Origin of the sequence: Streptomyces sp. NPDC101132 (genome assembly GCF_044759225.1) — a bacterium.
In the GTDB taxonomy this organism is placed as follows: Bacteria; Actinomycetota; Actinomycetes; order Streptomycetales; family Streptomycetaceae; genus Streptomyces.
This window is the reverse complement of record NZ_JBIVYX010000009.1, coordinates 1-23,831: the sequence shown is the minus strand read 5'-3', so window position 1 is coordinate 23,831 and position 23,831 is coordinate 1. Positions and strand designations below refer to the sequence as shown.

The 23,831-nt window shown below is 71.9% G+C and carries 22 protein-coding genes, 1 pseudogene and 1 riboswitch; of the genes and pseudogenes, 8 read left to right on the top strand and 15 right to left on the bottom strand.

Annotated features, from left to right (window positions below):
• Positions 1-159 precede the first annotated feature (159 nt).
• On the top strand, positions 160-588 hold the full coding sequence (locus ACIQUR_RS21335) for an SRPBCC family protein (protein ID WP_403666329.1): 429 nt from the start codon (positions 160-162) through the stop codon (positions 586-588).
• A gap of 85 nt (positions 589-673) precedes the next feature.
• Here the strand turns inward: ACIQUR_RS21335 and ACIQUR_RS21330 are convergent, their stop codons facing one another.
• Complete coding sequence (locus tag ACIQUR_RS21330; protein ID WP_403667198.1) at positions 674-1,285, bottom strand: PadR family transcriptional regulator; 612 nt, start codon at positions 1,283-1,285, stop codon at positions 674-676.
• A gap of 110 nt (positions 1,286-1,395) precedes the next feature.
• Between ACIQUR_RS21330 and ACIQUR_RS21325 the strand changes: the two genes are divergently transcribed.
• Both ACIQUR_RS21325 and ACIQUR_RS21320 read left to right on the top strand, forming a co-directional pair.
• Entirely contained in the window at positions 1,396-1,860 is a 465-nt protein-coding gene (locus tag ACIQUR_RS21325; protein WP_403666326.1) for a hypothetical protein, read from the top strand.
• Positions 1,832-2,176, top strand: coding sequence for a hypothetical protein (locus ACIQUR_RS21320; protein WP_403666324.1), 345 nt, complete (start codon positions 1,832-1,834; stop codon positions 2,174-2,176). Before ACIQUR_RS21325 ends, ACIQUR_RS21320 begins: the two co-directional genes overlap by 29 nt.
• Before the next feature lie 287 nt (positions 2,177-2,463).
• On the opposite strand, the gene ACIQUR_RS21315 is transcribed toward ACIQUR_RS21320, so the two are convergent.
• Positions 2,464-2,943 (bottom strand): hypothetical protein, encoded by a 480-nt coding sequence (locus ACIQUR_RS21315; protein ID WP_403666321.1) that lies wholly within the window; start codon positions 2,941-2,943, stop codon positions 2,464-2,466.
• 148 nt (positions 2,944-3,091) lie between these two features.
• On the opposite strand from ACIQUR_RS21315, the pseudogene ACIQUR_RS21310 reads away from it, so the two are divergent.
• Positions 3,092-3,953 (top strand): annotated as a pseudogene (locus tag ACIQUR_RS21310) (PhzF family phenazine biosynthesis protein).
• Between the two features lie 29 nt (positions 3,954-3,982).
• Here ACIQUR_RS21310 and ACIQUR_RS21305 read toward each other — a convergent pair.
• Positions 3,983-4,807 (bottom strand): CPBP family intramembrane glutamic endopeptidase, encoded by an 825-nt coding sequence (locus tag ACIQUR_RS21305; protein ID WP_403667195.1) that lies wholly within the window; start codon positions 4,805-4,807, stop codon positions 3,983-3,985.
• Positions 4,808-4,942: 135 nt separating this feature from the next.
• Here ACIQUR_RS21305 and ACIQUR_RS21300 point away from each other — a divergent pair, with 135 nt between their 5' ends.
• The gene (locus ACIQUR_RS21300; RefSeq protein ID WP_403666319.1) at positions 4,943-6,712 is read left to right on the top strand and encodes a substrate-binding domain-containing protein; all 1,770 of its coding nucleotides are present in this window, start codon (positions 4,943-4,945) and stop codon (positions 6,710-6,712) included.
• On the opposite strand, the gene ACIQUR_RS21295 is transcribed toward ACIQUR_RS21300, so the two are convergent.
• Complete coding sequence (locus ACIQUR_RS21295; RefSeq protein ID WP_403666317.1) at positions 6,690-8,237, bottom strand: glutamate--cysteine ligase; 1,548 nt, start codon at positions 8,235-8,237, stop codon at positions 6,690-6,692. The two genes, ACIQUR_RS21300 and ACIQUR_RS21295, sit on opposite strands and share 23 nt — an antisense overlap.
• Before the next feature lie 493 nt (positions 8,238-8,730).
• On the opposite strand from ACIQUR_RS21295, the gene ACIQUR_RS21290 reads away from it, so the two are divergent.
• Both ACIQUR_RS21290 and ACIQUR_RS21285 read left to right on the top strand, forming a co-directional pair.
• On the top strand, positions 8,731-9,318 hold the full coding sequence (locus ACIQUR_RS21290; RefSeq protein ID WP_403666315.1) for a hypothetical protein: 588 nt from the start codon (positions 8,731-8,733) through the stop codon (positions 9,316-9,318).
• Between the two features lie 288 nt (positions 9,319-9,606).
• Positions 9,607-9,804 carry a DUF5999 family protein gene (locus ACIQUR_RS21285; protein WP_399958352.1) on the top strand — a complete coding sequence of 66 codons (198 nt, stop codon included), beginning with the start codon at positions 9,607-9,609 and terminating at the stop codon, positions 9,802-9,804.
• A 101-nt stretch (positions 9,805-9,905) separates the two neighbouring features.
• Here the strand turns inward: ACIQUR_RS21285 and gcvP are convergent, their stop codons facing one another.
• Entirely contained in the window at positions 9,906-12,791 is a 2,886-nt protein-coding gene (gcvP, locus tag ACIQUR_RS21280; RefSeq protein ID WP_403666312.1) for an aminomethyl-transferring glycine dehydrogenase, read from the bottom strand.
• 185 nt (positions 12,792-12,976) lie between these two features.
• Positions 12,977-13,086: riboswitch (glycine riboswitch) on the bottom strand.
• Positions 13,087-13,199: 113 nt separating this feature from the next.
• On the opposite strand from gcvP, the gene ACIQUR_RS21275 reads away from it, so the two are divergent.
• Positions 13,200-13,586, top strand: coding sequence for a PRC-barrel domain-containing protein (locus ACIQUR_RS21275; protein WP_403666309.1), 387 nt, complete (start codon positions 13,200-13,202; stop codon positions 13,584-13,586).
• On the opposite strand, the gene ACIQUR_RS21270 is transcribed toward ACIQUR_RS21275, so the two are convergent.
• From ACIQUR_RS21270 to ACIQUR_RS21225, 10 genes are all read right to left on the bottom strand, one after another.
• Entirely contained in the window at positions 13,493-15,139 is a 1,647-nt protein-coding gene (locus ACIQUR_RS21270; RefSeq protein WP_403666307.1) for a DNA polymerase IV, read from the bottom strand. The two genes, ACIQUR_RS21275 and ACIQUR_RS21270, sit on opposite strands and share 94 nt — an antisense overlap.
• 67 nt (positions 15,140-15,206) lie before the next feature.
• The gene (locus ACIQUR_RS21265; protein ID WP_403666305.1) at positions 15,207-15,842 is read right to left on the bottom strand and encodes a MerR family transcriptional regulator; all 636 of its coding nucleotides are present in this window, start codon (positions 15,840-15,842) and stop codon (positions 15,207-15,209) included.
• A gap of 168 nt (positions 15,843-16,010) precedes the next feature.
• Entirely contained in the window at positions 16,011-16,484 is a 474-nt protein-coding gene (locus ACIQUR_RS21260) for a bifunctional nuclease family protein (protein WP_399958364.1), read from the bottom strand.
• Between the two features lie 53 nt (positions 16,485-16,537).
• Positions 16,538-17,281 carry a MerR family transcriptional regulator gene (locus ACIQUR_RS21255; protein ID WP_403666302.1) on the bottom strand — a complete coding sequence of 248 codons (744 nt, stop codon included), beginning with the start codon at positions 17,279-17,281 and terminating at the stop codon, positions 16,538-16,540.
• Positions 17,282-17,324: 43 nt separating this feature from the next.
• A complete protein-coding gene (locus tag ACIQUR_RS21250; RefSeq protein WP_403667192.1) occupies positions 17,325-18,242 on the bottom strand; it encodes an FHA domain-containing protein in 918 nt (305 codons plus the stop codon).
• Positions 18,243-18,336: 94 nt separating this feature from the next.
• Complete coding sequence (locus ACIQUR_RS21245; RefSeq protein ID WP_403666299.1) at positions 18,337-19,143, bottom strand: DUF881 domain-containing protein; 807 nt, start codon at positions 19,141-19,143, stop codon at positions 18,337-18,339.
• Between the two features lie 5 nt (positions 19,144-19,148).
• Positions 19,149-19,481, bottom strand: a complete 333-nt coding sequence (locus ACIQUR_RS21240; RefSeq protein WP_003970459.1) for a small basic family protein — start codon at positions 19,479-19,481, stop codon at positions 19,149-19,151.
• Complete coding sequence (locus ACIQUR_RS21235; protein ID WP_403666296.1) at positions 19,478-20,371, bottom strand: DUF881 domain-containing protein; 894 nt, start codon at positions 20,369-20,371, stop codon at positions 19,478-19,480. The genes ACIQUR_RS21240 and ACIQUR_RS21235 overlap by 4 nt, the downstream gene beginning before the upstream one ends.
• An 80-nt stretch (positions 20,372-20,451) precedes the next feature.
• Entirely contained in the window at positions 20,452-22,956 is a 2,505-nt protein-coding gene (locus tag ACIQUR_RS21230; protein ID WP_403666293.1) for a sugar phosphate nucleotidyltransferase, read from the bottom strand.
• A 96-nt stretch (positions 22,957-23,052) separates the two neighbouring features.
• A complete protein-coding gene (locus ACIQUR_RS21225) occupies positions 23,053-23,643 on the bottom strand; it encodes a CDP-alcohol phosphatidyltransferase family protein (RefSeq protein ID WP_403666290.1) in 591 nt (196 codons plus the stop codon).
• Positions 23,644-23,831 lie beyond the last annotated feature (188 nt).

Here is a 23,831-nt window from a genome sequence, read left to right as displayed (position 1 = left end):
TCAGGAGCGTCACCACCGTGACGCCTGTTGAGATGCCGTCGCGACCTCTCCGTGACGCGGCTCGTCGTTCCGACCATTTCTGACAGGTCGTCAGTATTGAATGTTCCGCCCGCCGGGGCTACCTTCCGCCGCACGAACCGACGACAAAGGGGTGGTCGCATGGCCGAAGTCACCGCGGAATCGCGCATCGAGGCGCCCGCCGCCAAGGTCTGGTCCCAGCTGGTGGACTGGGACGCGTACGGCCAGTGGAGCCAGACCCACACGAACTTCCCGAAGGGCGGCCCGGAGAACCTCGCGGTGGGCTCCACCTTCGAGGAGAACATGAAGATGATGGGCTTCCCGGCCGAGGTGCTCTGGACGGTCGAGGCCCTGGAGGACGAGCGCGTCCTCGCCATCCGGGGCAAGGGCCCGATGGGCGTGGTCGTCGGCACCCGCTACACCCTGATCCCGGACGGCGACGCGACCACCGTGCGGATCGACGGCGAGTTCACGGGCGCCGCGGTCTCGCTCATGGCGGGCAAGCTCAAGGACTCGGCGACGGCCGCGCTGACGGAGTCCCTCCGCAAACTGGGCACGCTGGTCGCCTGACACCCACCCCCTGGCACCCACACGCACGAGCGCCCCGCGGCTGCTGCCGCGGGGCGCTCGTGCGCGGGGGACTCCGGCCGGCGCATCAGTGCTCGTCGGCCAGGATCAGGTACATCTTCTTGCGGGCCTCGTTGACGACCGCGACGGCCTTCTCCCGCTGTTCGGGCGTGCCGGTCTTCCAGACCTGCCCGAACGCCTCCATCAGGCCGAAGCCCGCCTGCCGGATCTCGTTCATCGAGTCCCAGTCGACGCCGCGCCCGGCCTCTTCCCAGGGGGCGCCCGAACCGGCCTCGGCCTCGGCGCGGCCGGTGTCGGTGAGCGTGAACAGCTTCTTGCCGCCCTCGCTCGCGCTGGTGATCAGCCCCTCGTCCTCCAGCATCTGGAGGGTCGGGTAGACCGAGCCGGGGCTGGGCTTCCAGGCCCCGCCGCTGCGCTCGCCGATTTCCTGGATCATCTCGTAGCCGTGCATCGGGCGGTCCGCCAGCAGGGCCAGGATCGAGGCCCGTACGTCGCCGCGCCGCGCCCTCCCCCGCATGCCGTGCCGGCCCCCGCGGCCACCGCCGAAGGGCCCGCCGAACGGCGGCCCGAACCCCCCGAACGCCGCCCGCGGCCCCGGCCCGCCACCGGGCCCGAACCCGGGCCCCCGCCCGCGCCCCCGCTCGAATCCGTGCTCGTGTCCATGTCCGTGTGAACGTATGACGCGCTCCTTTCGCTTTCGCTTCTCTGATCGGTTGCGATGCCTCAACGATATATCGGAACCGCTCGCACGACAAACCCCCAGCTCACCGGTCCCGTTACGCTCGCTGCGTGCCCCGCCACCCGAGGAAGCCCCGCCGACTGGTCGCCGACGGCCACACGTACGTCTGGACGCTGCGCCACGCCCACCGGCGTGATGGTGACGGCCGGTGGGCGGACTGCCGCCAGATCCTCACCCTGCACCCGCAGCCCCCGGCCGCCGGCGGCCCGCTGCGCATCGTCTTCGCGGAGGGCCCCGGCCGCTACGTCCCGGGCGGTGCCCCCCTGGGCTCCGGGGACGTCGGCTTCACCCACGGCCCGGGCCTGAACCTCCACGAGCCGGGCGCCGTCCGCTCCCTGCTCGACGCGGCCCTGTCCCACGGCTGGCACCCGTCCCACCCGGATCCCCGGGAACTGGACGGCTGGCCCCTCCTGCACGCGGCGCCCGCCGCGCGGTCCGACGACGCCGGCTCCCCGGCTGTCGGCGCCGACCGTCACCATGGGACCCATGGCGACCCCGGACCCCACCACCCGTGACCTCTGGCGACTGCACCACGGCGACCAGGAGATCGCCCGACTGACCGTGACCGGCACCGACATGCCCTGGACACACGCCTCCGTGGAGGAACTCCCCGGCTTCGAGGACTTCCGCCCCCTCTTCGGCGAGCAGGAACGTGCCGTCGACGAGGAGGACTGGGGACGGGCCGAGGACTGCCACGCCCGCCTACGCGGCGCACTCACCCTCACACCCCCGGACGCCGGCCCGGTCGCGGAGTTCCTGCTGTACGTCCACGACGACGGCACCGCCTCATGGCGTTGGCACGACGAACCCTTCGACGAGCACGACCAGTGACCCCGGCACCCGCGCCACACCGACCGGCGTCGCCCCAGCAGACGTCGCGGCACGCCCCCCCGCCAGCCCTACCTGGCTGGAGGTCTGCGACTGGAGCGGCGGCGCCGAAGTCACCCTCACGCTGGCCCGGAACGCCCCCTGACCCACGCCCGCACCTCCCGCCAGGCATCCCGCGCCTCCGCCTCGGTCCCCCACCACCAGACGAAGGGCGGGTCGCCGGACACCAACTCCTCGCTCCACCAGCGGAGTCCGTCAGCCAGATGACTGCGAGCGACGACACACTCCCCCTACGCCGCCCAGCGACGGAGCCACGGGACCACCGAAGAGCTCGCGGTCACACAGCTCTCGAACACCGCGTACGCCGGCACGGGCGGCGAAACCGTCCGCAGCGTCCACCTCCACCACTCGTCCAGGAACCCCGCCACCGCCGCCCCCTGCTCGCCGGGCCACCCCTGCCACCCGGCCGCCGCCAGCCCCCGGGCCATGAGATCGGGCTCGTCGTCCCCCTCGGCGAGCACCACCACGAGCTGAGGCAGGATCCGTTGCACGACCGAGCGCCGGTCGTCCCAGTGGAAGGGGTCCTTCCGCGCCACCTGGCGGACCAGGTCTTCGGGGAGCGGGACACCCGGAGTCCGCAGCAGTGCGACCTCTTCCGCGCCGAAGCACCGGCCACAGCCGTCCTCCTCGGCTCGGGCCGTCACGCCCTCGAAGGCCTTCGCTACCCTCTCCACCGCACGGTCCAGCGCGTCGGCGTCCGGCAACGTCACGGGGCTCCCCTTCCTCCCGTCGGCATCGGGCTCCACAGTGCCGCGATCGCCGTGAGAACCCCACGGGTTTTCGGGGCAGCCCGCGCCGCGCGCTCGCCCCGCGTGATCCCTTTGGCCGGAAAGCGACCTCCCGCGTAGGTTTCACGGCATGCGCATCCGTACCGTCAACGCCTTCACCGACCGGCCCTTCTCCGGGAACCCCGCCGGGGTCGTGGTGCTGGACGGGGCCCGGTTTCCGGCCGACGGGTGGTTGCAGCGGGTCGCGGCGGAGGTGAACCTGCCCGAGACCGCGTTCGTGCACGCCCTGCCACCGGGCGGCACGGCCGACTGGGCGCTGCGCTGGTTCACGCCGCTCACCGAGGTCGACATGTGCGGGCACGCCACCCTCGCCGCCGCCCACGTCCTGACCACCACCGCCGCCGGCACACCCACCACCGCCGCCACAAACACCGGCACCGGCACCGGCACGCTCCGCTTCTCCGCCCGCTGTGGTGCGCTCACCGCGTGGGCCGCGGGCGACGGCACGTACACGCTCGACTTCCCCGCCTCCCCCCCTCACCCCGGTCCCCGCCCCGCCGGAGGTCGTGGCCGCCCTCGGCGCCGAGGTGCTGTCCGTCCACGACACCGCCGCCCACATCGGCGACCTCCTCGTGGAGGTGGCGGACGAGCGGACCGTACGCGCACTCGCCCCCGACCTCGCCGCCCTCCGCGCCTACGGACGGCACGGCGTCATCGTCACCGCCCCCGCCGAGGACCCGTCGCGCGGGTACGACTTCGCCTCGCGCTGCTTCTTCCCCGCGCTCGGCATCGACGAGGACCCGGTGACCGGCAGCGCCCACACCGCCCTCGCCCCCTTCTGGGCCGCCCGCCTCGGCCGCGACACCCTCACCGGACTCCAGGGCGGCACCCGCCGGGGCACCGTCCGCGTCCGGCTCGACGGCGACCGCGCCCTCCTGACCGGCGCCGCGGTCACCGTCCTGGACGGCGAACTCCTGCCCGCCCCCTGGTGAGCCGGCGCCCCCGCCACCCCACCCCCGCGTCAGCGGGTCGGCAGCCAGTCCACCCGCCCCGCCAGCACCGCGTACCCCACGAACGCGACGACGTCGAGCAGCGCGTGCGCGGCCACCAGCGGACCCACCCGCCCCCACCTGCGGTACAGCAGCACGAAGACGACGCCCATCACCGCGTTCCCGATGAACCCCCCGATGCCCTGGTACAGGTGGTACGACCCGCGCAGCAGCGAGGAGGCCAGCAGCGCACCCATCGGCGTCCAGCCGAGCTGCCCGAGCCTGCGCAGCAGGTACCCGAGCACGATGACCTCCTCCACCACGGCGTTCTGCACCGCGGAGAGGATCAGTACGGGGAACTTCCACCACACGTCCGGCAGCGCCTCCGGCACCACCGTCAGGTTGGCCCCCGAAGCCCGCGCCACCAGGTAGAACGCCAGCCCCGCACTGCCGATCCCGGCCGCCACCAGCGTCCCGCGCCCCAGGTCCCACCAGGGCCGCGACCGGTCGAAGCCCAGCACCCGCAGCCCCGGGGCGCCCTCCCGGTTCAGCAGGTGCGCGACGAGCAGCACCGGGACGAGCGCCGAGGCGATGCCGAACAGCTGCCACGCGAGGTCGAGCCACGGACGGCCGGGCGCGTGCGAGGCGTTGAGGGTGGCGGCCTGGTCCTTGAGGCCCCCCGGCTTCGTCACCGAACCGATGAAGCTGATCAGCGCGGACAGCGCGCTCGCCCCCAGAGACAGCGCCAGGACCAGCAGCGTCTCCGTCCTCAGGACCCCCTTTTCCTGCTCCACCGCCCGCAATGCCCCGACCTCTGTTCCCGGCTGCGCCCGCACGACTGACTCCGATTCAGCAATCCCGTTCCATCCGCACCGCCTCCCCGCTAGGGTCTCGCCAGCGCGCACGAAGATCGCGTGCGCCGGCGGGGAGCGCTGCCTTCCCATACTGCCTGCCCGGCTTCGCCTCGGGGTTCATGGAAGGGCACGACCAGCATGGGACGTCACAGCCTGCCCGACTCGCGCGCCACCGCGGAAGAGCGGCCCCCGCGCCGGACCGGCCGCCGTTCCGTGGTGATCGGCACCGCCCTCGCGCTGGCCGCCGGCACCTGCGCCGTGGCCGCCGCGCAGGGACTGCTCCCGTCCTTCGCCGACTCCTGCGCCGACCGGTCCGTGAAGCTGCGGATCGTCGCCAGCCCGGACATCGCCCCCGCGGTACGGGAGACCGCCGAGCGCGCCCGCAGGCAGCGCATCACCTCCGACGGACAGTGCCTGGCGCTGACCGTCACCGCCCGCGAGTCCCGCGAGGTCTCGCTCGAACTGGGCACCGGCCGCCGGGACCCCGGGTACGACGTCTGGATCCCCGACTCGGAGGCCTGGGTCGAACGCACCCGCCTCCAGCCCGAGTCCCTGCCGGTGGCCGGTCTCGGCGAGGTGGCCTCCTCACCCGTGGTGCTCGCCGCGGCCCCGTCCGCCGCCGGGATCATGGGCTGGCCCAAGACCACGTACACCTGGGCCGGCCTGGCGGCGGCCGGCCTGCGCTCCGACCAGCTGCGGATGGGCGCCGCCGACCCGGCGAACAGCGCCGCCTCCCTGCTGGCCCTCGGCCGGATCGCCGCCTCCGCCCGGGCCATGGGCCCCGACGGCGACGTGGTCGCGGCCGGCGCGGCCAAGGTCCTCTCCCAGCGGGTGGCCGAGACCGACGCGCTGGTACCCGGGACCCTGCCGCGCGACGAGACGGACGCCGAGCGCACCAACCCCCGGCGCAGCCAGGCGGTGATCCTCTCCGAGCAGGCGGCGCACGCGCACAACGCCCGGGACGAGGGGGTCCCCCTCGCCCTCTTCTACCCGACGGACGGGGCGCCGCTGCTGGACTACCCGTACACGCTGGTCGACGAGCGGCGGCTGGACCTGGACGAGAACCGGGCCGCCATGCGCTTCCTCCGGCTCCTCGGCGACACCGAGGGCCGCGCCACGCTCGCCCGGCACGGCTTCCGCGACCGCCGCGCCACCCCGGCGCCCGCCGTGGTCCGGCGTGCGGGCGGCGACGCGGCGCAGCCCGCCTCGGCCACGCTCAGCCAGCCGCCCACCGCCAAGGAGGTGCGGGAGGCCCTGGCGATGTGGACGATCACGGTGCAGGCCGCCCGGCTGACCACGGTGGTCGACGCCTCCGGTTCGATGGCGGCGCCGGTGCCCGGGCACGGCGACAGCTCCCGCATGGAGGTGACCCGCGCCTCGCTGCTGCAGGGGCTGGCCACCTTCACCCCCGAGGACGAGGTGGGCCTGTGGGAGTTCGCCACCCGGCTCGACGGCGAACGCGACTACCGGGAGCTGGTGCCGGCCGCCCGCCTCGGCGAGCGCGCCGCCGACGGGTCCACCCAGCGGCAGCGGCTGGTGGCCGCCTTCAACGGGCTGAGCCCCGAGCCAGACGGTGCGACCGGCCTGTACGACACCACGCTCGCCGCGTACCGGGCGGCGCGGGACTCGTACGCGTACGGCAAGTTCAACGCGCTGGTCGTCCTCACCGACGGCGTGAACGAGGACCCGGGCTCCGTCTCCCGCCAGGCGCTGGTGGCGCAGCTGAAGGCGCTGGCGGACCCCGAGCGCCCGGTACCGCTGATCGCCCTCGCGATCGGCCCCGACGCGGACCTGCGGGAGCTCGGGCCGATCGCCGCCGCCACGGGCGGGGCCGCCTACCGCGTCAGCGACCCCGCCCAGATCCACGCGGTGATCCTGAAGGCGATCACGGCCGTCGGGCGCGGCTGACCGCCGCGGCGGCGGCCGGCTCCTCGTCGGGCAGGCCGACCGGCCAGGTGTGCACCGGGTCCCCGCGGTGGCTGAGCTCGGCGTAGCGGCGGGTCAGCGCGGCGAGCGCCTGGTCCCGGCGCATGCCCGCGGAGCGGGCCCGGTGGTACGTCTCCACCTGCCAGGTGGCTCCGTTGGCCCGGCGGCGGCACCGCTCCTCGATGATGCCGAGGTAGCGGTCCCGGTCGGCCGGCTCGATCCCCCAGGCGTCCAGGCCCGCCGCGGCCATCGGCAGCAGTTCGTCGAGGACCAGCGTGGCGGCCGGCACACTGCCGAGGCCCCCGCCGCGGCCCTTGCGGGGCCAGCGCAGCCGGGCGTCGATGCCGTAGCGGCAGGCGGCGTCGAAGTTGGCCTCCGCCTCGGCGAACGGCATCCGCGTCCAGACCGGGCGCGGCTCCTCCGCCAGGGTGCGCACGAGCCCGTAGTAGAAGGCGGCGTTGGCGACCACGTCGACCACCGTGGGGCCGGCCGGCAGCACCCGGTTCTCCACCCGCAGGTGCGGTTTGCCGTCGGCGACCCCGTACACCGGGCGGTTCCAGCGGTAGACGGTGCCGTTGTGCAGCACCATCTCCTGGAGCCGGGGCACGCCGCCCTCGGCCAGCACGCGCAGCGGCTCCTCCTCGTCGCAGATGGGCAGCAGCGCCGGGAAGAAGCGGACGTTCTCCTCGAAGAGCTCGTACGCGGACTCCACCCACCGCTCGCCGAACCAGGTGCGCGGCCGCACCCCCTGGGCCTGGAGCTCGGGCGGCCGGGTGTCGGTGGCCTGGGTGAACAGCGGGGGCCGGGACTCGCGCCACAGCTCGCGGCCGAAGAGGAAGGGGGAGTTGGCCCCGACGGCGATCTGGGCCGCGGTGACGCACTGCGCCGCGTTCCACACCGCGGCGAAGCGCGCGGGGGTGACCTGGAGGTGCAACTGCACGGAGGTGCAGGCCGCTTCGGGGACGATCGAGGTCGAGGTGCAGCTCAGCCGCTCGACCCCCTCGATGTCGAGTATGAAGTCCTCGCCCCGGGCCGTGACGATCTGCTCGTTGAGCAGCGAGTAGCGGTCCACGTCGGACAGGTTGGCCGTGACGACGTCCGCGTGCGCGATGGTCGGCAGGATTCCGATCATCACGACGCCCGCGTCGATCTCGGCGGCCATCCGGTGGGCATATCCGAGCCCGGTGCTCAGTTCTTCGACGAGCCGGTCGAATACCCGGCCGTCCAGGCGGTGCGGGACGATGTTCACTTCCAGGTTGAACATGCCGAGTTCCGTCTGGAAATCCGGACTCGCTATTCGGTCCAGCACCTGCGCATTCATCATTCGCGGCAGCCCGTCGGGGCCCGCGAGATTCAGCTCGATCTCCAGCCCCATCAGGTTCTTGGGACGATCGAACCTCTTCTCCGCCAGCAGCCGCCCCAGTCCCTCCAGGCACTCGTGGAGCTTCCTCCGGTACCGTTGCCGATCGGACAGGTCGAATCCGCCTGCCACGACCTTCTCCCCCATCGAAGCGTCCCTCCTCGAATGGCGGGCCCGGGGCCCGCGTTACGGTCGATGATGCCCCGGGGCGGTGATCGATAACGCCGCGCGGGCGCTTGTGGCGGGGAGCGTGCGCCGGTTTGGCCGAAGCGGCGCTTCGGCATCTCCCTCCGGCATGTGACAGAGAAATACGGCAACCCGCAATTACCTTGCGACCGTGCCGCTTTATACGACCACCGCTTTTCAGCCGAGCCCCCTTCCGGTAATCTCCGAGGTCAACGAGCGAATCGCGCGAGCATGCGGTATGAAATCCACGACAGCGGGACCGGTAAGCGCCTTGTCCGCAATGGGCGGGACAGCTAGCCGAAACACTGCGTGAACACATGTCGTATAAACTCCGCAAACGAGGCAGAGAGTTGGCGCCCGGCCATTGCCCCACAGCCCCCCTCTGGCCCCAGAATGCGACAGCGCCGTCCGCACCTGCCCCGTTCCACACCTCCCATGTGAGAGGCGACCCACTATGCCGCTGCATGTCCCCCCGGCCCCCGCGCCCGCCCTGCGCAGCGTCCTCGCGGCACTCCGGTCCCCCGCGGCCGTCCACGAGGCGCACACCCCGGCCCTGCGCGCGCTCCGGGGCGGCCAGGTCACCGCCGAGCTGCCACTGCCGGTGCACGTCCTGGACCGCGTCACCGCCGGGGGCCGCCCGCCCCGCACCCGGCTCACCGGCTGGCGCTTCCTGATCCGCGGCGGCGACCGGTTCGTGGCCGCGGCGGACACCATGCTCACGCCCGACGGCTGGGCCTTCTCGCACTTCTTCGAGGGCCCCTACGTCGCCGCGACCGAACGCGCCCTGCGCCAGGCCGAGTCGGTGGCCGGGCACTACCAGGCGCGCCTGCTCTCCGTACCGGAGCTGTACATGCTAACGCTGTGGCTGCACGGCTCGGCCGGCGCGGACGCCGCCTCGGGCCTGCCCGCCGCGGCCGACCTGCTGGTGCCGCTGGCCCCGGCCCCGCCGGGGATCGCCGCGTACCGTCCGCACCCGGTGTCCGAACTGCTGCCCGTACTGACCCACCGGCTGGCACCGCCCGCGCTGGCCACGCCCGCCTGACCCGGTTGCGCCATTCGGGCTAGTCCACCGGGACCATCCGCGAACCATCCGAAGAGACAGGGTAGTTGGGCTGAACCGCCCGCAAGGGTGATGCGTCATCAATCAGTGAGGACAGCTGCCAGGAAATCCCTGCGGACCGACCTCCGTAGGGCAACACTGGGGTCCTGCTCCCGCTTTTGCGGGAAGACCCCTCTGGGGAACTGACCGACCGATTGACGGGGGGCGGCCATGAACACCGATTCGAGCCGCAGGACGACACTCACCACACCGCAGCGAAAGAACGCATCCATGTGCCAGCACCAGCCTGCCTGCCCTTCAGCCGACTCAGCCGACCGGGAGGCCGCCCAGCTCGTGGCGCACCACCCGGAGCAGGGCTGGAGCCTGCTGTGCAACGGCGTCGTCGTCTTCGAGGACACCGGTGAGCTGCTGCCGGACGGCCAGATCATCGCGCCGCACCGCCCGCTCGCGGTGGCCAAGGCGGCCTGAGCACGCGGCACGACGGAAGGGGCCGGCCCGGAGGATCTCCTCCGGGCCGGCCCCTTCCGTCGTCATCCGGGGTGCGGCAGCCCACGGCCGCCGCTCACCGGTCAGTTGTCGTACTCGTCCAGCGGCGGGCAGGAGCAGACCAGGTTCCGGTCGCCGAAGGCACCGTCGATGCGGCGCACCGGCGGCCAGTACTTCTCGGCGGCCGTGACACCGGCCGGGAAGACCGCCTCGTCGCGGGTGTACGGGTGGTTCCACTCGCCGCCCAGCGCCGCCGCGGTGTGCGGGGCGTTGTGCAGCGGGTTGTCGTCCGCCGGCCACTCGCCGGAGGCGACCCGCTCGATCTCGGCGCGGATGGCGATCATCGCGTCGCAGAAGCGGTCGAGCTCGATCAGGTCCTCGGACTCGGTCGGCTCGATCATGAGCGTGCCGGCCACCGGGAAGGACATGGTCGGGGCGTGGAAGCCGTAGTCGATCAGGCGCTTGGCGATGTCGTCCACCGAGACGCCGGTCGACTTCGACAGCGGGCGCAGGTCGATGATGCACTCGTGCGCGACCAGGTTGGCCGGGCCCGTGTAGAGCACCGGGAAGTGCGGCTCCAGGCGCTTGGCGATGTAGTTGGCGCCGAGCACGGCCACCTGGGTGGCGCGCTTGAGGCCCTCGCCGCCCATCAGGCGCACGTACGACCAGGAGATCGGCAGGATGCCGGCCGAGCCCCACGGGGCGGCCGAGATCGGGCCGACACCGGTCTCCGGGCCCGCGGTGGGCTGGAGCGGGTGGTTCGGCAGGTACGGCGCGAGGTGCGACCGGACCGCGACCGGGCCGACGCCCGGACCGCCGCCGCCGTGCGGGATGCAGAAGGTCTTGTGCAGGTTCAGGTGCGAGACGTCGCCGCCGAAGTGACCCGGCTTGGCGAGGCCGACCAGGGCGTTCAGGTTGGCGCCGTCGACGTACACCTGGCCGCCGGCGTCGTGCACCTGGGCGCAGATGTCGGCGACGTGCTCCTCGAACACACCGTGCGTGGACGGGTAGGTGATCATCAGCACGGCGAGCTCGTCGCGGTACTGCTCGATCTTGGCGCGCAGGTCGTCGGCGTCGACCTCGCCGTCGTCGGCGGTCTTGACGACGACGACCTTCATGCCGGCCATCACGGCGCTGGCGGCGTTGGTGCCGTGCGCGGAGGACGGGATGAGGCAGATGGTGCGCTGCTCGTCGCCGTTCGCGCGGTGGTACGCGCGGACCGCGAGCAGACCGGCCAGCTCACCCTGCGAACCGGCGTTCGGCTGGATGGAGACCCTGTCGTAGCCGGTGACCTCGCAGAGACGTTCCTCCAGCTCGTTGATGAGCGTGGCGTAGCCCTGGGCCTGGTCGATCGGGGCGAAGGGGTGCAGCTGGCCGAACTCGGGCCAGGTCACCGCCTCCATCTCGGTGGTCGCGTTGAGCTTCATGGTGCAGGAGCCCAGCGGGATCATGCCGCGGTCCAGCGCGTAGTCCTTGTCCGAGAGCTTGCGCAGGTAGCGCAGCATCGCGGTCTCGGAGCGGTGCTGGTGGAAGACCGGGTGGGTCAGGTACTCGTCGGTGCGCAGCAGCGCCTCCGGCAGGGCGTCCGCGGTGGCGGCGTCCAGCGCCTCGACGTCGCCCTCGGCACCGAAGGCGGCCCACACGGCGGCGAGCTGCTCGCGGCCGGTGGTCTCGTCACAGGAGATCGAGACGTGGTCGGCGTCGGCCAGGTGCAGGTTGACCCCGCCCTGGCGGGCGGCGGCGACGACCTCGGCGGCGCGGCCGGGGACGTGCGCGGTGAGGGTGTCGAAGAACGCGCCCTGGACCAGCTCCACACCGGCGGCGGTGAGGCCCGCGGCCAGGATGGCGGCGTAGCGGTGGGTGCGCTGGGCGATCTGCTTCAGGCCGTCCGGGCCGTGGTAGACCGCGTACATGCCGGCCATGACGGCGAGCAGCACCTGCGCGGTGCAGATGTTGCTGGTGGCCTTCTCGCGGCGGATGTGCTGCTCGCGGGTCTGGAGGGCCAGGCGGTACGCCTTGTTGCCGTCCGCGTCGACGGAGACGCCGACCAGGCGGCCGGGCAGGGAGCGGGCGTGCTTCTCCTGGACGGCCATGTAGCCGGCGTGCGGGCCGCCGAAGCCCATCGGGACGCCGAAGCGCTGGGTGGTGCCGACGGCGATGTCCGCGCCGAGGGAGCCCGGGGAGGCCAGCAGGGTGAGGGCGAGCAGGTCGGCGGCGACGGTGACGATCGCGCCCAGCTCGTGGGCCCGGTCGATCAGCGGCTTGATGTCGCGGACCGCGCCGGAGGCGCCGGGGTACTGGATCAGCACGCCGAAGACACCGCGCTCGACGGCCTCGGCCGGGATGCCCTCGGAGAGGTCGGCGACGAGGACCTCGATGCCGGTGGGCTCGGCGCGCGTCTCGATGACGGCGATGGTCTGCGGCAGCGCGTCGGCGTCGACGAGGAAGACCCCGCCCTTGACCTTGCCCACGCGGCGGGCCAGCGTCATGGCCTCGGCGGCCGCGGTGCCCTCGTCGAGCAGCGAGGCGCCCGAGGTGGGCAGACCGGTGAGGTCGGCGACCACGGTCTGGAAGTTGATCAGGGCCTCGAGGCGGCCCTGCGAGATCTCGGGCTGGTACGGCGTGTACGCGGTGTACCAGGCCGGGTTCTCCATGACGTTGCGCAGGATCACCGGCGGCGTGAAGGTGCCGTAGTAGCCCAGACCGATCATCGGGGCCAGCACCTCGTTGCGGGAGGCGAGCTCGCGCAGCTCGGCCAGCACCTCGGCCTCGGTGCGGGCGCCGGGGAGGTTCAGGGCCTCGGCGCTCTTGATCACGTCAGGCACAGCGGCCGCCGTGAGCTCGTCGAGCGAGCCGTAGCCGACCTGGGCGAGCATCTTGGCCTGGGCCTCGGTGTCGGGGCCGATGTGGCGCTGCTCGAAGGGAATACCGCGCTCCAGGTGGGAGAGCGGAGTACGACTGGCGGTCATGGGCGGAGGCCTCCTGGTCTGACGACCTGCGAGGGGTGCCACGGCGCGGGCACCCGGACGGCCTCCCCCTCTGTCATCTCAACCTGAGAGCTTCACCGGCGCTCCACGAGGGGTCGCCGGCTTTCACCGTCGGTGAGGAGGGGTTCCGGAGTACGTCCGACGCCCGCCCTGCTTTCCAGAGTGGCCTCGTCCGAGCGGTACGTCTGCCTGAGAGATTCCGGGGAGGATTTGCTCCTTCGGCGCCACCGGTCGAGCCTTTCGCGACTCGTTCGGAGGACTCTCCCGCACGGGGTCAGCAGCCGGAAACCAGACTACCAGCGAGGTCTCCGGGGCTCCCTCGAGTGGCCCCCTCTTCGAATATGCACTTTTGTAGTCGTAACGGAGGAGTTGCGACCAATTGGAGGGACCGTGCAGACCGACATCGATCCGCGCAGCCTGATCGGCCGCAAGGCGTTCGACCGCAACGGCACCAAGATCGGCACCATCGACGAGGTCTACCTCGACGACGCCACGGGTGAGCCGGAGTGGGCCGCCGTCCGTACCGGACTCTTCAGCCGGGACGCCTTCGTCCCCCTGGAGCCCAGCCAGGTGGTCTCCGGCACCCTGCACGTCCCCTTCGACCGCGCCCTGATCAAGGACGCCCCGGACTTCGGCGTGGGACGCCACCTCTCCCCGGAACAGGAACTCCAGCTCTACCACCACTACGGGCTGGACGTCGCGCTCCCCGGAGAACTCGCCGCCCCGCCGCCTCCGGACCGCGATTTCGGCCGCCTGGCGGGCTCCGAGGAGGCCTGAGCGGCGCCCGCGGCCCCCTCCGGGGACGACCGGCCGGCGCCCGGACCCGCCCCCGCCGAGGACCCCTCGCCCACGGCACGGTCCGCCCCCTCCCGCACCGCCGGAGCCGCCTCCTCGGTACGTCCGTCCCGCGCCGGAGCCCCGGCCGCCGCGGCCTCCCGCCGCGCGGCACGGGCTCCGGCGCGCTCGGGGTCGACCAGCGGCAGCGGCTCGCCCGGCGCCAGCTCCGGATCGTCGACGAGGAACGTACGCACCCTCCCCGGCCGCTCCGAACCGGGCTCCTCGAACCGCACCGTCACCCTCCCCACCCCGCTGCCCTGCACCCACCCGGCGCCGTACTCGGTGTGCCGGACGTCACTCCCGGCCGGCCAGCGCCGCTCCGCCACCACCCCTGACCGGTGTGCCGGGGTGTCCCCCTCAGCGCCTCCCAGGGCCTCCGGCACCCCTTCCCGGGGCTCTTCCGCGGCATCCCGCCCCTCCTCCGCGGCCTGCGCGAAGAGGTCCTCCTGGGTGTAGTCCGCGAGCCCCGAGACCCCGACCCCCAGCAGCCGCACCCCGCCGGTGGTGTCCACCGCGTCGAGCAGCCGCAGCGCGGCCTCCCTGACCACCGCCGGGTCGTCCGTGGGCCCCCGCAGCGTCTCCGACCGGGTCAGCGTCGAGAAGTCGTACCGGCGCACCTTGAGCACGATGGTCCGCCCGGAGTGCCCCGAGCCCCGCAGCCGCTCCACGCACCGGTCGGCCAGCCGCTGCACCTCGAACCTGATCCGCGTCCGGTCGTGCAGGTCCACGTCGAAGGTGTCCTCGACGGAGACGGACTTGGCGTCCCGCTCCGCCACCACCGCCCGGTCGTCCAGACCCAGCGCCATGCGGTACAGCGCCACCCCGTGCGCCCGCCCCAGCAGCCGCACCAGTTCGTCCTCGCCGGCCCCGGCCAGCTCCCCCACCGTGGTCATCCCGGCCCGCCTCAGGTGCTCCCCGGTCGCCGGGCCCACCCCCGGCAGCGTCCGCACCGGCATCGGCGCCAGCAGCTCCCGCTCCGTCCCGGGCCGGATCAGCACCAGCCCGTCCGGCTTGGCCTGCTCCGAAGCGATCTTGGCCAGCATCTTGGAACCGGCCAGCCCCACGGACCCGCTCAGCCCCGTGACCTCCCTGATGTCCGCCCGCAGCCGCTCGCCGGCCGCCCTGGCCGACGGCGCGTCGAAGGCGACCCCGCCCGCCTCCAGGTCCACGAACGCCTCGTCCAGGCTCAGCGGCTCCACGAGGGGGGACAGCTCTCGCAGCAGCGCCATGACCTGCTCGCTCACGGAGCGGTAGAGGGAGAAGCGCGGCACCAGGTACGCGCCGTTGGGGCAGAGGCGCCGGGCCTGGGCCATCGGCATCGCCGAGTGGACGCCGAACCGCCGCGCCTCGTACGAGGCGGTGGACACCACCCCGCGCGGCCCGAGGCCGCCCACGATCACGGGCTTCCCGCGCAGGCTGGGCTTCGCCGCCTGCTCGGCGGCGGCGAAGAACGCATCCATGTCCAGATGCAGGATGGTGGGCGCGGCTCTCACGGCCCCGATGCTGCCCTACGCCACTGACAACGGCCCGGAACGCTCGTACCCGTGTCCGGGCCGTCGGCTACCCGGCTCTGTTCCGCCGCCGGGCGAGCTCGTCGGCCGGGTTGTGGCCGACCAGCGTCTCGCCCGTGTCGACGCGCTCGCCGTGCAGCTGGGACAGCGCGTGCTCCACGTCGCGCCAGACCACGCCCACGGCGATACCGAAGATGCCCTGCCCGCCCTGGAGCAGGTCCACGACCTCGTCCGGCGAGGTGCACTCGTAGACCGTGGCCCCGTCGCTCATGAGCGTCATGCGATCCAGGTCGGCGAAGCCCCGGTTCCGCAGGTGCTGGACGGCGGTGCGGATGTTCTGCAGGGCCACGCCCGTGTCGAGGAAGCGCTTGACGATCTTGAGGACGACGACGTCGCGGAAGCTGTACAGCCGCTGCGTGCCGGATCCGTACGCGGGGCGCACGCTGGGCTCGACCAGCCCGGTGCGCGCCCAGTAGTCGAGCTGCCGGTACGTGATGCCCGCCGCGGCACAGGCCGTCGGCCCCCGGTAGCCGATCTCCTCGGATGCCGGGTCCTCGTTGACCACCGTGGGTTCCGGGAGCCGGCGCGCGGAGCCCACCGCACCGCCGTACAGCGGGTACGCCCCGCCCTCCCCCGGACCGCGCGCGGGGATGCCCCCGGTCGTACCGTCGCCGCTGGTTCTCACGCCGACCCTCCGTCCTTGACCTGCCATCTCGACGGTAGGCAGTCACCAGGGGTGCGTCAACGATCGCCACACTCGGCACGCCGAGTGATAATCACCCTGAGAGTGGTTTCCCGTACCCCTCCGCGGGGAAAGGCTACTCGAATGACTTGAGGTTCCCTTGAGGTCGGGTCACTGCGTGCCGGTGCCGAAGTCCTCGGGCGAGATCTGGTCCAGGAACTCCCGGAACTTCTCGACCTCGTCCTCCTGCTCGTCCGGAATCGCGATCGCGGCGTCGTCCAGCACGCGGTCGCTGCCGTAGATCGGCGATCCGGTGCGCAGGGCGAGCGCTATGGCGTCGGAGGGGCGTGCGCTCACCTCCACCCCGCTGGCGAAGACCAGCTCGGCGTAGAAGACGCCTTCCCGCAGGTCCGTGATGCGGACCTCGCTGATCTCCTCGCCCAGCGCTTCCAGCACGTCCTTGAAGAGGTCGTGGGTCAGCGGCCTGGCAGGGGCCATCCCCTGCTGGGCCAAGGCGATGGAGGTCGCCTCCCCTGGACCGATCCAAATGGGGAGGTAACGGTCGCCTCCCACTTCGCGCAGGAGCACGATCGGCTGGTTGGAGGGCATTTCCACCCGGACACCCACGACGTCGAGCTCGTTCACACAGCAACCCTAGGACCTGCCGCGTGGGTTTGGGTAGTCGGGGCCGCCCAAGATCAGTGCGGACGTACCCCGAGTGCGGTCCGGACCAGCGCCTCGTGCAGGCGTACGGACAGTCCCGCGAGCTCCCGCACGGTGGCCTCGGCATGCGCCCTGGTCTGCGGGTTCCGGTGCCTCCGCAGGGGCGCCACCACCTGTTCGACCAGCCCCGCCTCCCGGTCCGCGGCGGCCTTCATGGCGCGCAGGTGACGCGGCTCCAGACCGTACCGGCCGAGATCGGCCACCAGCCTGGCGACGGTGACGGCCTCGGCGTCGAACCCGCCGCCCGGGGCCTCGGCGACCAGCCCGTACGACTCCCACTCGGCCAGCTGGGCCTCGTCCACCTCGGCGGCGGCGAGGAGCTCGGCGCGGCCGACCCGGGCCACCGTGGACCGCGCGGCGCCGGCCTCGGCGCCGGACACCGCCGGGTCGCCCTGCGGGGAGGGCGCGGGAATGCGCACCTGCTCGCCCCGGTCGAGGGCGTCCAGCTGCTCGCGGATCACCTTCAGGGGCAGGTAGTGGTCGCGCTGGAGGCGCAGGATCCTGGCCAGCCGCTCGACGTCGTCGGGGCTGAACTTGCGGTAGCCCGAGGGCGTGCGCCGGGGCTCGACGAGCCCCTCGGCCTCCAGGAAGCGGATCTTGGAAATGGTGACTTCGGGGAACTCGTCACGCAGCAGGTTGAGCACCGTCCCGATGCTCACCAGCCGCCCGACCGAGCCGGCGGTGCCGTTTCCGGCACCGCCCGTCGGTGTACGCAGCATGGACCTTCCCTGGTGGGGATGCCCCCGATGAGGTCCGGGGGAGTCAGATGCCTCGCTGGCTCGCGTAGAAGACCAGTCGGTACTTGCCGATCTGCACCTCGTCGCCGTTGTTGAGCGCGACCGAGTCGATCGGCTCACGGTTGACGTACGTGCCGTTCAGGCTGCCGACGTCGGCCACGGTGAAGCGACCGTCCTGACCCCTGCGGAACTCGACGTGCCGCCGGGAGACGGTGACGTCGTCCAGGAAGATGTCGCTCTGCGGGTGGCGGCCCGCCGTGGTCAGCTCGCCGTCCAGCAGGAACCGGCTGCCCGAGTTGGGGCCGCGCCGGACGATCAGCAGCGCCGAGCCCGGGGGCAGGGCGTCCACCGCGGCCTGGGCCTCCGGCGAGAGCGAGGGCGCGAGCGTCTGCCCGGTCGCCTCCGCCTCGTAGGCCTCGAGACCCGAGATGGAGATGGTCGACGTGGTCTCCGAGGCACGCTCCGGCGTCAGACCCGGCCGCAGCGGTGCGCCGCAGTTCGAGCAGAAACGGCTGTCCTCGCCATTGCGGTGCCCGCACCTGCCGCACACCAACATGGACGGCTCCTCGCGCCGCGGCTGACCCGCGGAGGCATGGGTGGCGTACGGATCGGGGGCAAACCCTCCACCCGTACTAGAGGTTGATGGTTCACCGAAACCTATGCGCCCGGACCCGGCCGGGTCAACGGACGACGCGCCCGAATTGTCGCCCGATCCGGCGACCTCGTCGCGGAACAGCGGGCGGTCGCCCTGCTCCTGCACCTCATCGGGGCGCGCGGCGCGGTGCTTGCCGCTGTCCTCACGCGCCTTCTTGCCGAACAACTTCTCAAACAACTTCACGGGCGATTCCCCTTGACCGAAACAGACCCGCCCGTGGGGCAGGAATCCTGAATGCACACACCTGCCGACCCGGACATTCTCACAACGTCCGTAACCACCAGACAGTTTCCACCACGCACCGCCGTATCGGTGCGCCGACCCCCCGCAAGCACCCGCCCGCGTGGGGAGCTCCACAGCCCGCCCCGTCCCCCGGCGTTCCTCATGACGATGACGACCGAGCGTAGTCAGGCTGCTTCGCCGCCCGCAAGGCATCTACGACGATCTTGGCCGATCGGGTCACCATGGCGGTGGCCTGCTCCTTCTCCAGCGTCTGGATCACCCCGCCGGGGATGTTGAGGGCGGGTTCGAGGTCCTGCGGCCGGCCGATGACCTTGAACTCGTACGGTGGTGTGATCTTCCGACCGTCGACGGCGACCCCGCCGCCGTCCGCGTCGGAGAAGTACGTGTCGGCGACCACCCGGACGCCGTTGACCTGGATCGCCTCCGCCCCCGCGGCCCGCAGCTCCTGGATCGCGTCCAGCAGCATGTCCGACTCGACCAGGTTCTTCGGATCGATCACCCGCAGCGTGATCCCCGGCCCCTCGGCGGCCACCGTGCCCGCCAGGATGCCGAGTTGGCGCTCCTTCTCGACGGTCTGCTTCCGGGCCTCCTCGGCCTGGTCGGAGGAGTTCTCCAGCTCCCTGCGCTGGTCCTCCAGCCGCTGCTTCTCGTCCTCCAGGCGCTTGGTACGCCCGTCCAGCTCGTCCAGGATGCGGACCAGGTCCTCCTGACGGGCACCGCGCAGCGCACTGGAGTCGCTGTTGGACCGCACCTGGATCGCGAGTCCCAGACCCAGGACGAACAGCAGCAGCGCGACGACCAGTTGGGCGCGCGTCAGCCGCGGCGGCCACAGCCCCGCGGCCAGCCGCTGCCGGCCGGTCTCCTCGGTGGCCGGGCGCTCCTCGGCGGGCCCGCCCGGGACGTCCGGCTGCGAGGGCTCGGGGTTCTCGGGGTTCTGCGTGCTCATCGGCCTCACGCCCGGAACACGTGCCGGCGGATGGCGGCCGCGTTGGAGAAGATGCGGATGCCGAGGACGACGACCACGCCCGTGGACAGCTGGGCGCCGACGCCCAGCTTGTCTCCGAGGAACACGATCAGCGCGGCGACGACCACGTTGGACAGGAACGACACGACGAAGACCTTGTCGACGAAGATCCCGTCCAGCATCGCCCGCAGGCCGCCGAACACGGCGTCGAGCGCCGCCACGACGGCGATCGGCAGGTAGGGCTCGACGACGGCCGGCACCTCGGGCCGGACGAGAAGTCCGACCACCACTCCCACCACGAGGCCCAGTACGGCGATCACGATGCACCCTTCTTCGGTTCTGCTGTGCGTACGGTCAGACTCGACGCCGCCGGAAGCCGTACGTCGTCTTCAGTGGAGACGGTGTAACGGATGCCGTAGTTCTCCTGGAGCACGTGCAGGTACTGACCGTCGACGCTGTCCTGGAAGTCCGTGCGGAGCCGGTTCTTCTCCCCCACCGCGAGCACCTCGTACGGCGGTACCAGCGGCTTGTTGTCGACCAGTATCGCGTCACCCGCGGCCCGGATGGCCGACAGGGACGTCAGCCGCTGCCCGTTGATGGACACGGCCTCCGCCCCCGCCTGCCACAGTCCGTTGACGATCCGCTGCATGTCGCGGTCGCGCACCCGCCCCGTGTCGGAGAACCCGGCGCTCTCGCGCGGTCCCCCGCCACCCTGCTCGGCGTCCTTGGCGTCGTCCACGACCAGCTTCAGGCCGGGACCCCGCACCTCGGTGGCCCCGGACAGGAGGGCGACCAGTTCGCCCTGGTCCCCGCCGTGCTGCTTGAGCGCCGCCCGCTGACGTCCCGAGACGTCGGTGCGCAGCGACTCGATCTCCTTCTCCAGGCCGTCGGCATCGGCGTTCGCCCGCTCGACCCGGTCGATCAGCTCCTCGCGCTCCTTGGCGAGCACCGGAGCCTCTATCCGCGCCTGCGCCGCGCCGAGCGTGACGACCATCGCCGCCAGCACGAGACCGGCCGCGAGCGCGAGTTTCGCCTTGAGGGTGCGCGGCAGTCCCGCGGTGCCCTGGGCCGCCCGGCGGGCGGAGGCCTCGGCGTAGCCCTCGTCGAGGCTGTGGTCCATCACGTGCGTCAGCAGCGACATGGAGGCGTCCGGGCGCGACGGCCCCGGGGCCGAGCTCCTGTTGTTGGGCGGCTGCGACATGCGGCACATCGTCGCACGTCGCAGGGCCCGGCACCCAATGCGCCCCCGGTACGGGCCGGGGCGGCGGCCTGCGCCGCCCCGGCCCCGGGTCAGTCGGCCTGGTGGCCGGCGCCCTCCACCACGGCCGACCACTCGTCGAGCAGGGCCTGCGCGGAGGCGTCGTCGGGGCCCTCCGCCCACAGGTGCGTCACGGCCTCGGCCGGGTCGGGCAGCACCAGCGCCCACCGCCCGTCGGCCTCGACGACCCGTACCCCGTCCGTCGTGTCCACGGCACGGTCGCCGGCGGCCTCGACCACCCTGCGCATGACCAGCCCCTTGACGGCCCAGGGCGTGGCCAGGTCCCGCTTGAGGACGTGGGCTCGCGGTATCCGGGCGTCGATCTGGCTCAGCGTGAGCTGCGTCCGCGCGACCAGGCCGATCAGCCGGACGAAGGCCGCGGCGCCGTCGAAGACGCTGCTGAACTCGGGGACGATCAGACCGCCCTTGCCGTCACCGCCGAAGATCGTCGTCTCGGCCCGCCCGACCCGCGTCAGGTCGTCGGGCGAGGTCGTCGTCCACTCGACCTGCGTCCCGTGGTACGCCGCCACCTGCTCGGCGATACGGGTCGTGGTGACCGGCAGCGCCACCTTGCCGCTGCGCCGCTCCGCCGCGACGAGGTCCAGCAGGACCAGCAGGGCCCGGTCGTCCTCGATGATCCGGCCCCGCTCGTCGACCAGCGAGATCCGCTCGCCGACCGGGTCGAACCGGACGCCGAACGCGGCCCGCGCGGAGGCGACGATCTCGCCGAGCCGGACCAGGCCGGAGCGCCGCGACTCGGCGGTCTCGGTGGGCCGCGACTCGTCGAGTCCGGGGTTGATGGTCAGGGCGTCGACACCGAGCCGGCCGAGGAGGCTGGGCAGGACGAGGCCGGCGCTGCCGTTGGAAGCGTCGACGACGACCTTGAGCCCCGAGTCGGCGATCCCGGTGGTGTCCACCCGCCGCAGCAGCGACCCGGTGTACGAGTCGAAGACGCTGGACGGGAACTGCAGGTCGCCGATCTCGCCCGGGAAGGCACGCCGGTACTCCTGGCGCGCGTACACCCGGTCCAGCTTCCGCTGTCCCGCCTGGGAGAGGTCGGCTCCGCGCTCGTCGAAGAACATGATGTCGACCGAGTCCGGCACTCCCGGAGTGGTCCGCAGCATGATCCCGCCGGCGCTGCCGCGGGCGGTCTGCTGGCGGGCCACCGGCAGCGGTACGTTCTCCAGGTCGCGCACGTCGATCGCACTGGCCTGGAGCGCGGAGATCACGGCCCGCTTGAGCGCGCGGGCGCCCCGGGAGTGGTCGCGTGCCGTGGTGACGGTCGCGCCCTTCTTGAGGGTGGTGGCGTAGGCGCCCGCCAGCCGTACCGCGAGCTCGGGGGTGATCTCGACGTTGAGGATGCCGGAGACGCCGCGGGCCCCGAAGAGGTGCGCGGTGCCGCGGGACTCCCAGATCACCGAGGTGTTGACGAAGGCGCCGGCCTCGACGGTCTTGAAGGGGTAGACGCGTACGTTGCCCTGGACGATCGACTCCTCGCCGACCAGGCACTCGTCGCCGATGACGGCGCCGTCCTCGATCCGCGCGGCGCGCATGATGTCGGTGTTCTTGCCGATCACGCAGCCGCGGAGGTTGCTGTGCGGCCCGATGTACACGTTGTCGTGGACGACGGCTTTGTGCAGGAAGGCGCCGCTCTTGACGACGACGTTGGAGCCGACGACGGTGTGCTCCCGGATCTCGACGCCGGCCTCCACCTTGGCGTAGTCGCCGACGTAGAGGGGGCCGCGGAGCACGGCGTCCGGGTGGACCTCGGCGCCTTCCGCGATCCAGACGCCGGGCGAGATCTCGAAGCCGTCCATCTCGACCTCGACGCGTCCTTCGAGCACGTCGGCCTGGGCCTTGACGTAGCTCTCGTGGGTGCCGACGTCCTCCCAGTAGCCCTCGGCGATGTAGCCGTAGATGGGCCGGCCTTCCTTCATGAGCTGGGGGAAGACGTCACCGGACCAGTCGACGGGGACGTCGGGGTCCACGTAGTCGAAGACTTCGGGTTCCATGACGTAGATGCCGGTGTTCACGGTGTCCGAGAACACCTGGCCCCACGTCGGCTTCTCCAGGAACCGCTCGACCTTGCCGGCCTCGTCGACGATGGTGATGCCGAATTCCAGCGGATTGGGCACCCGGGTCAGGCAGACCGTGACCAGCGCGCCCTTTTCCTTGTGGAACCGGATCAGATCGGTGAGGTCGAAGTCGGTCAGGGCATCGCCGGAGATCACCAGGAAAGCATCGTCCTTGAGGGCTTCCTCGGCGTTCTTCACGCTTCCGGCGGTGCCGAGTGGCTTCTCCTCGTGGGCATAGGTGAGCTCCATGCCGAGTTCCTCGCCGTCGCCGAAATAGTTCTTGACGAGGGAGGCGAGGAACTGAACGGTGACCACGGTCTCACTCAGCCCGTGCCGCTTCAGGAGCCTGAGGACGTGCTCCATGATCGGCCGGTTGGCCACCGGCAGGAGCGGCTTGGGCATGCTCGAGGTCATGGGGCGCAGGCGCGTGCCTTCGCCACCGGCCATCACGACGGCCTTCATGTCGGAAGAATCCTCCTTGAAGAGACGACGGTCCAACCGACCGCACCCACGAGGACTCATCAGCCCCGCGAAGTCTTCACTGACTTCGCGGCGGGCTCAATCGGCCGCGGCGTCCGCCTTCACCAGGCGGCGGACCTGAACCACGTAAAGGATCCCTGCCCACCAATAGAGGGTTGTACCCCATCCGGCGAACGCCCATCCGAGAACGGAGGCCAACCACGCGAGTGCACCAGTGCCGTCACTCAGGAGAAGCAACGGGAAGGCGTACATGAGGTTGAACGTGGCCGCCTTGCCGAGGAAGTTCACCTGCGGCGGCGGATAGCCGTGCCGGCGGAGGATGAGCACCATGACGGCGAGCATCAGCTCGCGTGCGAAGAGTGCGAGGGTGAGCCACAGCGGGAGGATCTCGCGCCAGGTGAGGCCGATCAGCGTGGAGACGATGTACAGCCGGTCGGCGGCGGGATCGAGCAGCCGGCCGAGGTTGCTGATCTGGTTCCAGCGCCGGGCGAGCTTTCCGTCGAGGTAGTCGCTCACGCCGCTGAGCATGAGCACGAAGAGCGCCCAGCCGTCCTGCTCGGTGAGGATGAGCCAGAGGAACAGGGGAACGCCGACGAGGCGAGCCATGCTCAGGATGTTCGGGATGGTGAAAATTCGGTCCGTCTGGACCCGAGTCTCCTGGACCTCCACCCGGGGGCCTCCACTGGGAAACGTTTGAACGATGCCCCCTGACCCTACAGGAGAACATCCGTGCCCAGAACGCAGAAAAGCCCCGCACCAGAAGGTGCGGGGCTTTCCCACAATGATTGTTCGGCGGCGTCCTACTCTCCCACAGGGTCCCCCCTGCAGTACCATCGGCGCTGAAAGGCTTAGCTTCC

What these genes read in the sequence shown, in the direction of transcription:
- ACIQUR_RS21335 (WP_403666329.1), top strand. Translation starts at nt 160, where the DNA reads ATGGCCGAAGTCACCGCGGAATCGCGCATCGAGGCGCCCGCCGCCAAG.
- ACIQUR_RS21320 (WP_403666324.1), top strand. Translation starts at nt 1,832, where the DNA reads ATGGCGACCCCGGACCCCACCACCCGTGACCTCTGGCGACTGCACCAC.
- ACIQUR_RS21300 (WP_403666319.1), top strand. Translation starts at nt 4,943, where the DNA reads ATGGGACGTCACAGCCTGCCCGACTCGCGCGCCACCGCGGAAGAGCGG.
- ACIQUR_RS21295 (WP_403666317.1), bottom strand. Translation starts at nt 8,237, where the DNA reads ATGGGGGAGAAGGTCGTGGCAGGCGGATTCGACCTGTCCGATCGGCAA.
- ACIQUR_RS21290 (WP_403666315.1), top strand. Translation starts at nt 8,731, where the DNA reads ATGCCGCTGCATGTCCCCCCGGCCCCCGCGCCCGCCCTGCGCAGCGTC.
- ACIQUR_RS21285 (WP_399958352.1), top strand. Translation starts at nt 9,607, where the DNA reads ATGTGCCAGCACCAGCCTGCCTGCCCTTCAGCCGACTCAGCCGACCGG.
- gcvP (WP_403666312.1), bottom strand. Translation starts at nt 12,791, where the DNA reads ATGACCGCCAGTCGTACTCCGCTCTCCCACCTGGAGCGCGGTATTCCC.
- ACIQUR_RS21255 (WP_403666302.1), bottom strand. Translation starts at nt 17,281, where the DNA reads ATGCTGCGTACACCGACGGGCGGTGCCGGAAACGGCACCGCCGGCTCG.
- ACIQUR_RS21245 (WP_403666299.1), bottom strand. Translation starts at nt 19,143, where the DNA reads ATGAGCACGCAGAACCCCGAGAACCCCGAGCCCTCGCAGCCGGACGTC.
- ACIQUR_RS21235 (WP_403666296.1), bottom strand. Translation starts at nt 20,371, where the DNA reads ATGTGCCGCATGTCGCAGCCGCCCAACAACAGGAGCTCGGCCCCGGGG.
- ACIQUR_RS21230 (WP_403666293.1), bottom strand. Translation starts at nt 22,956, where the DNA reads ATGAAGGCCGTCGTGATGGCCGGTGGCGAAGGCACGCGCCTGCGCCCC.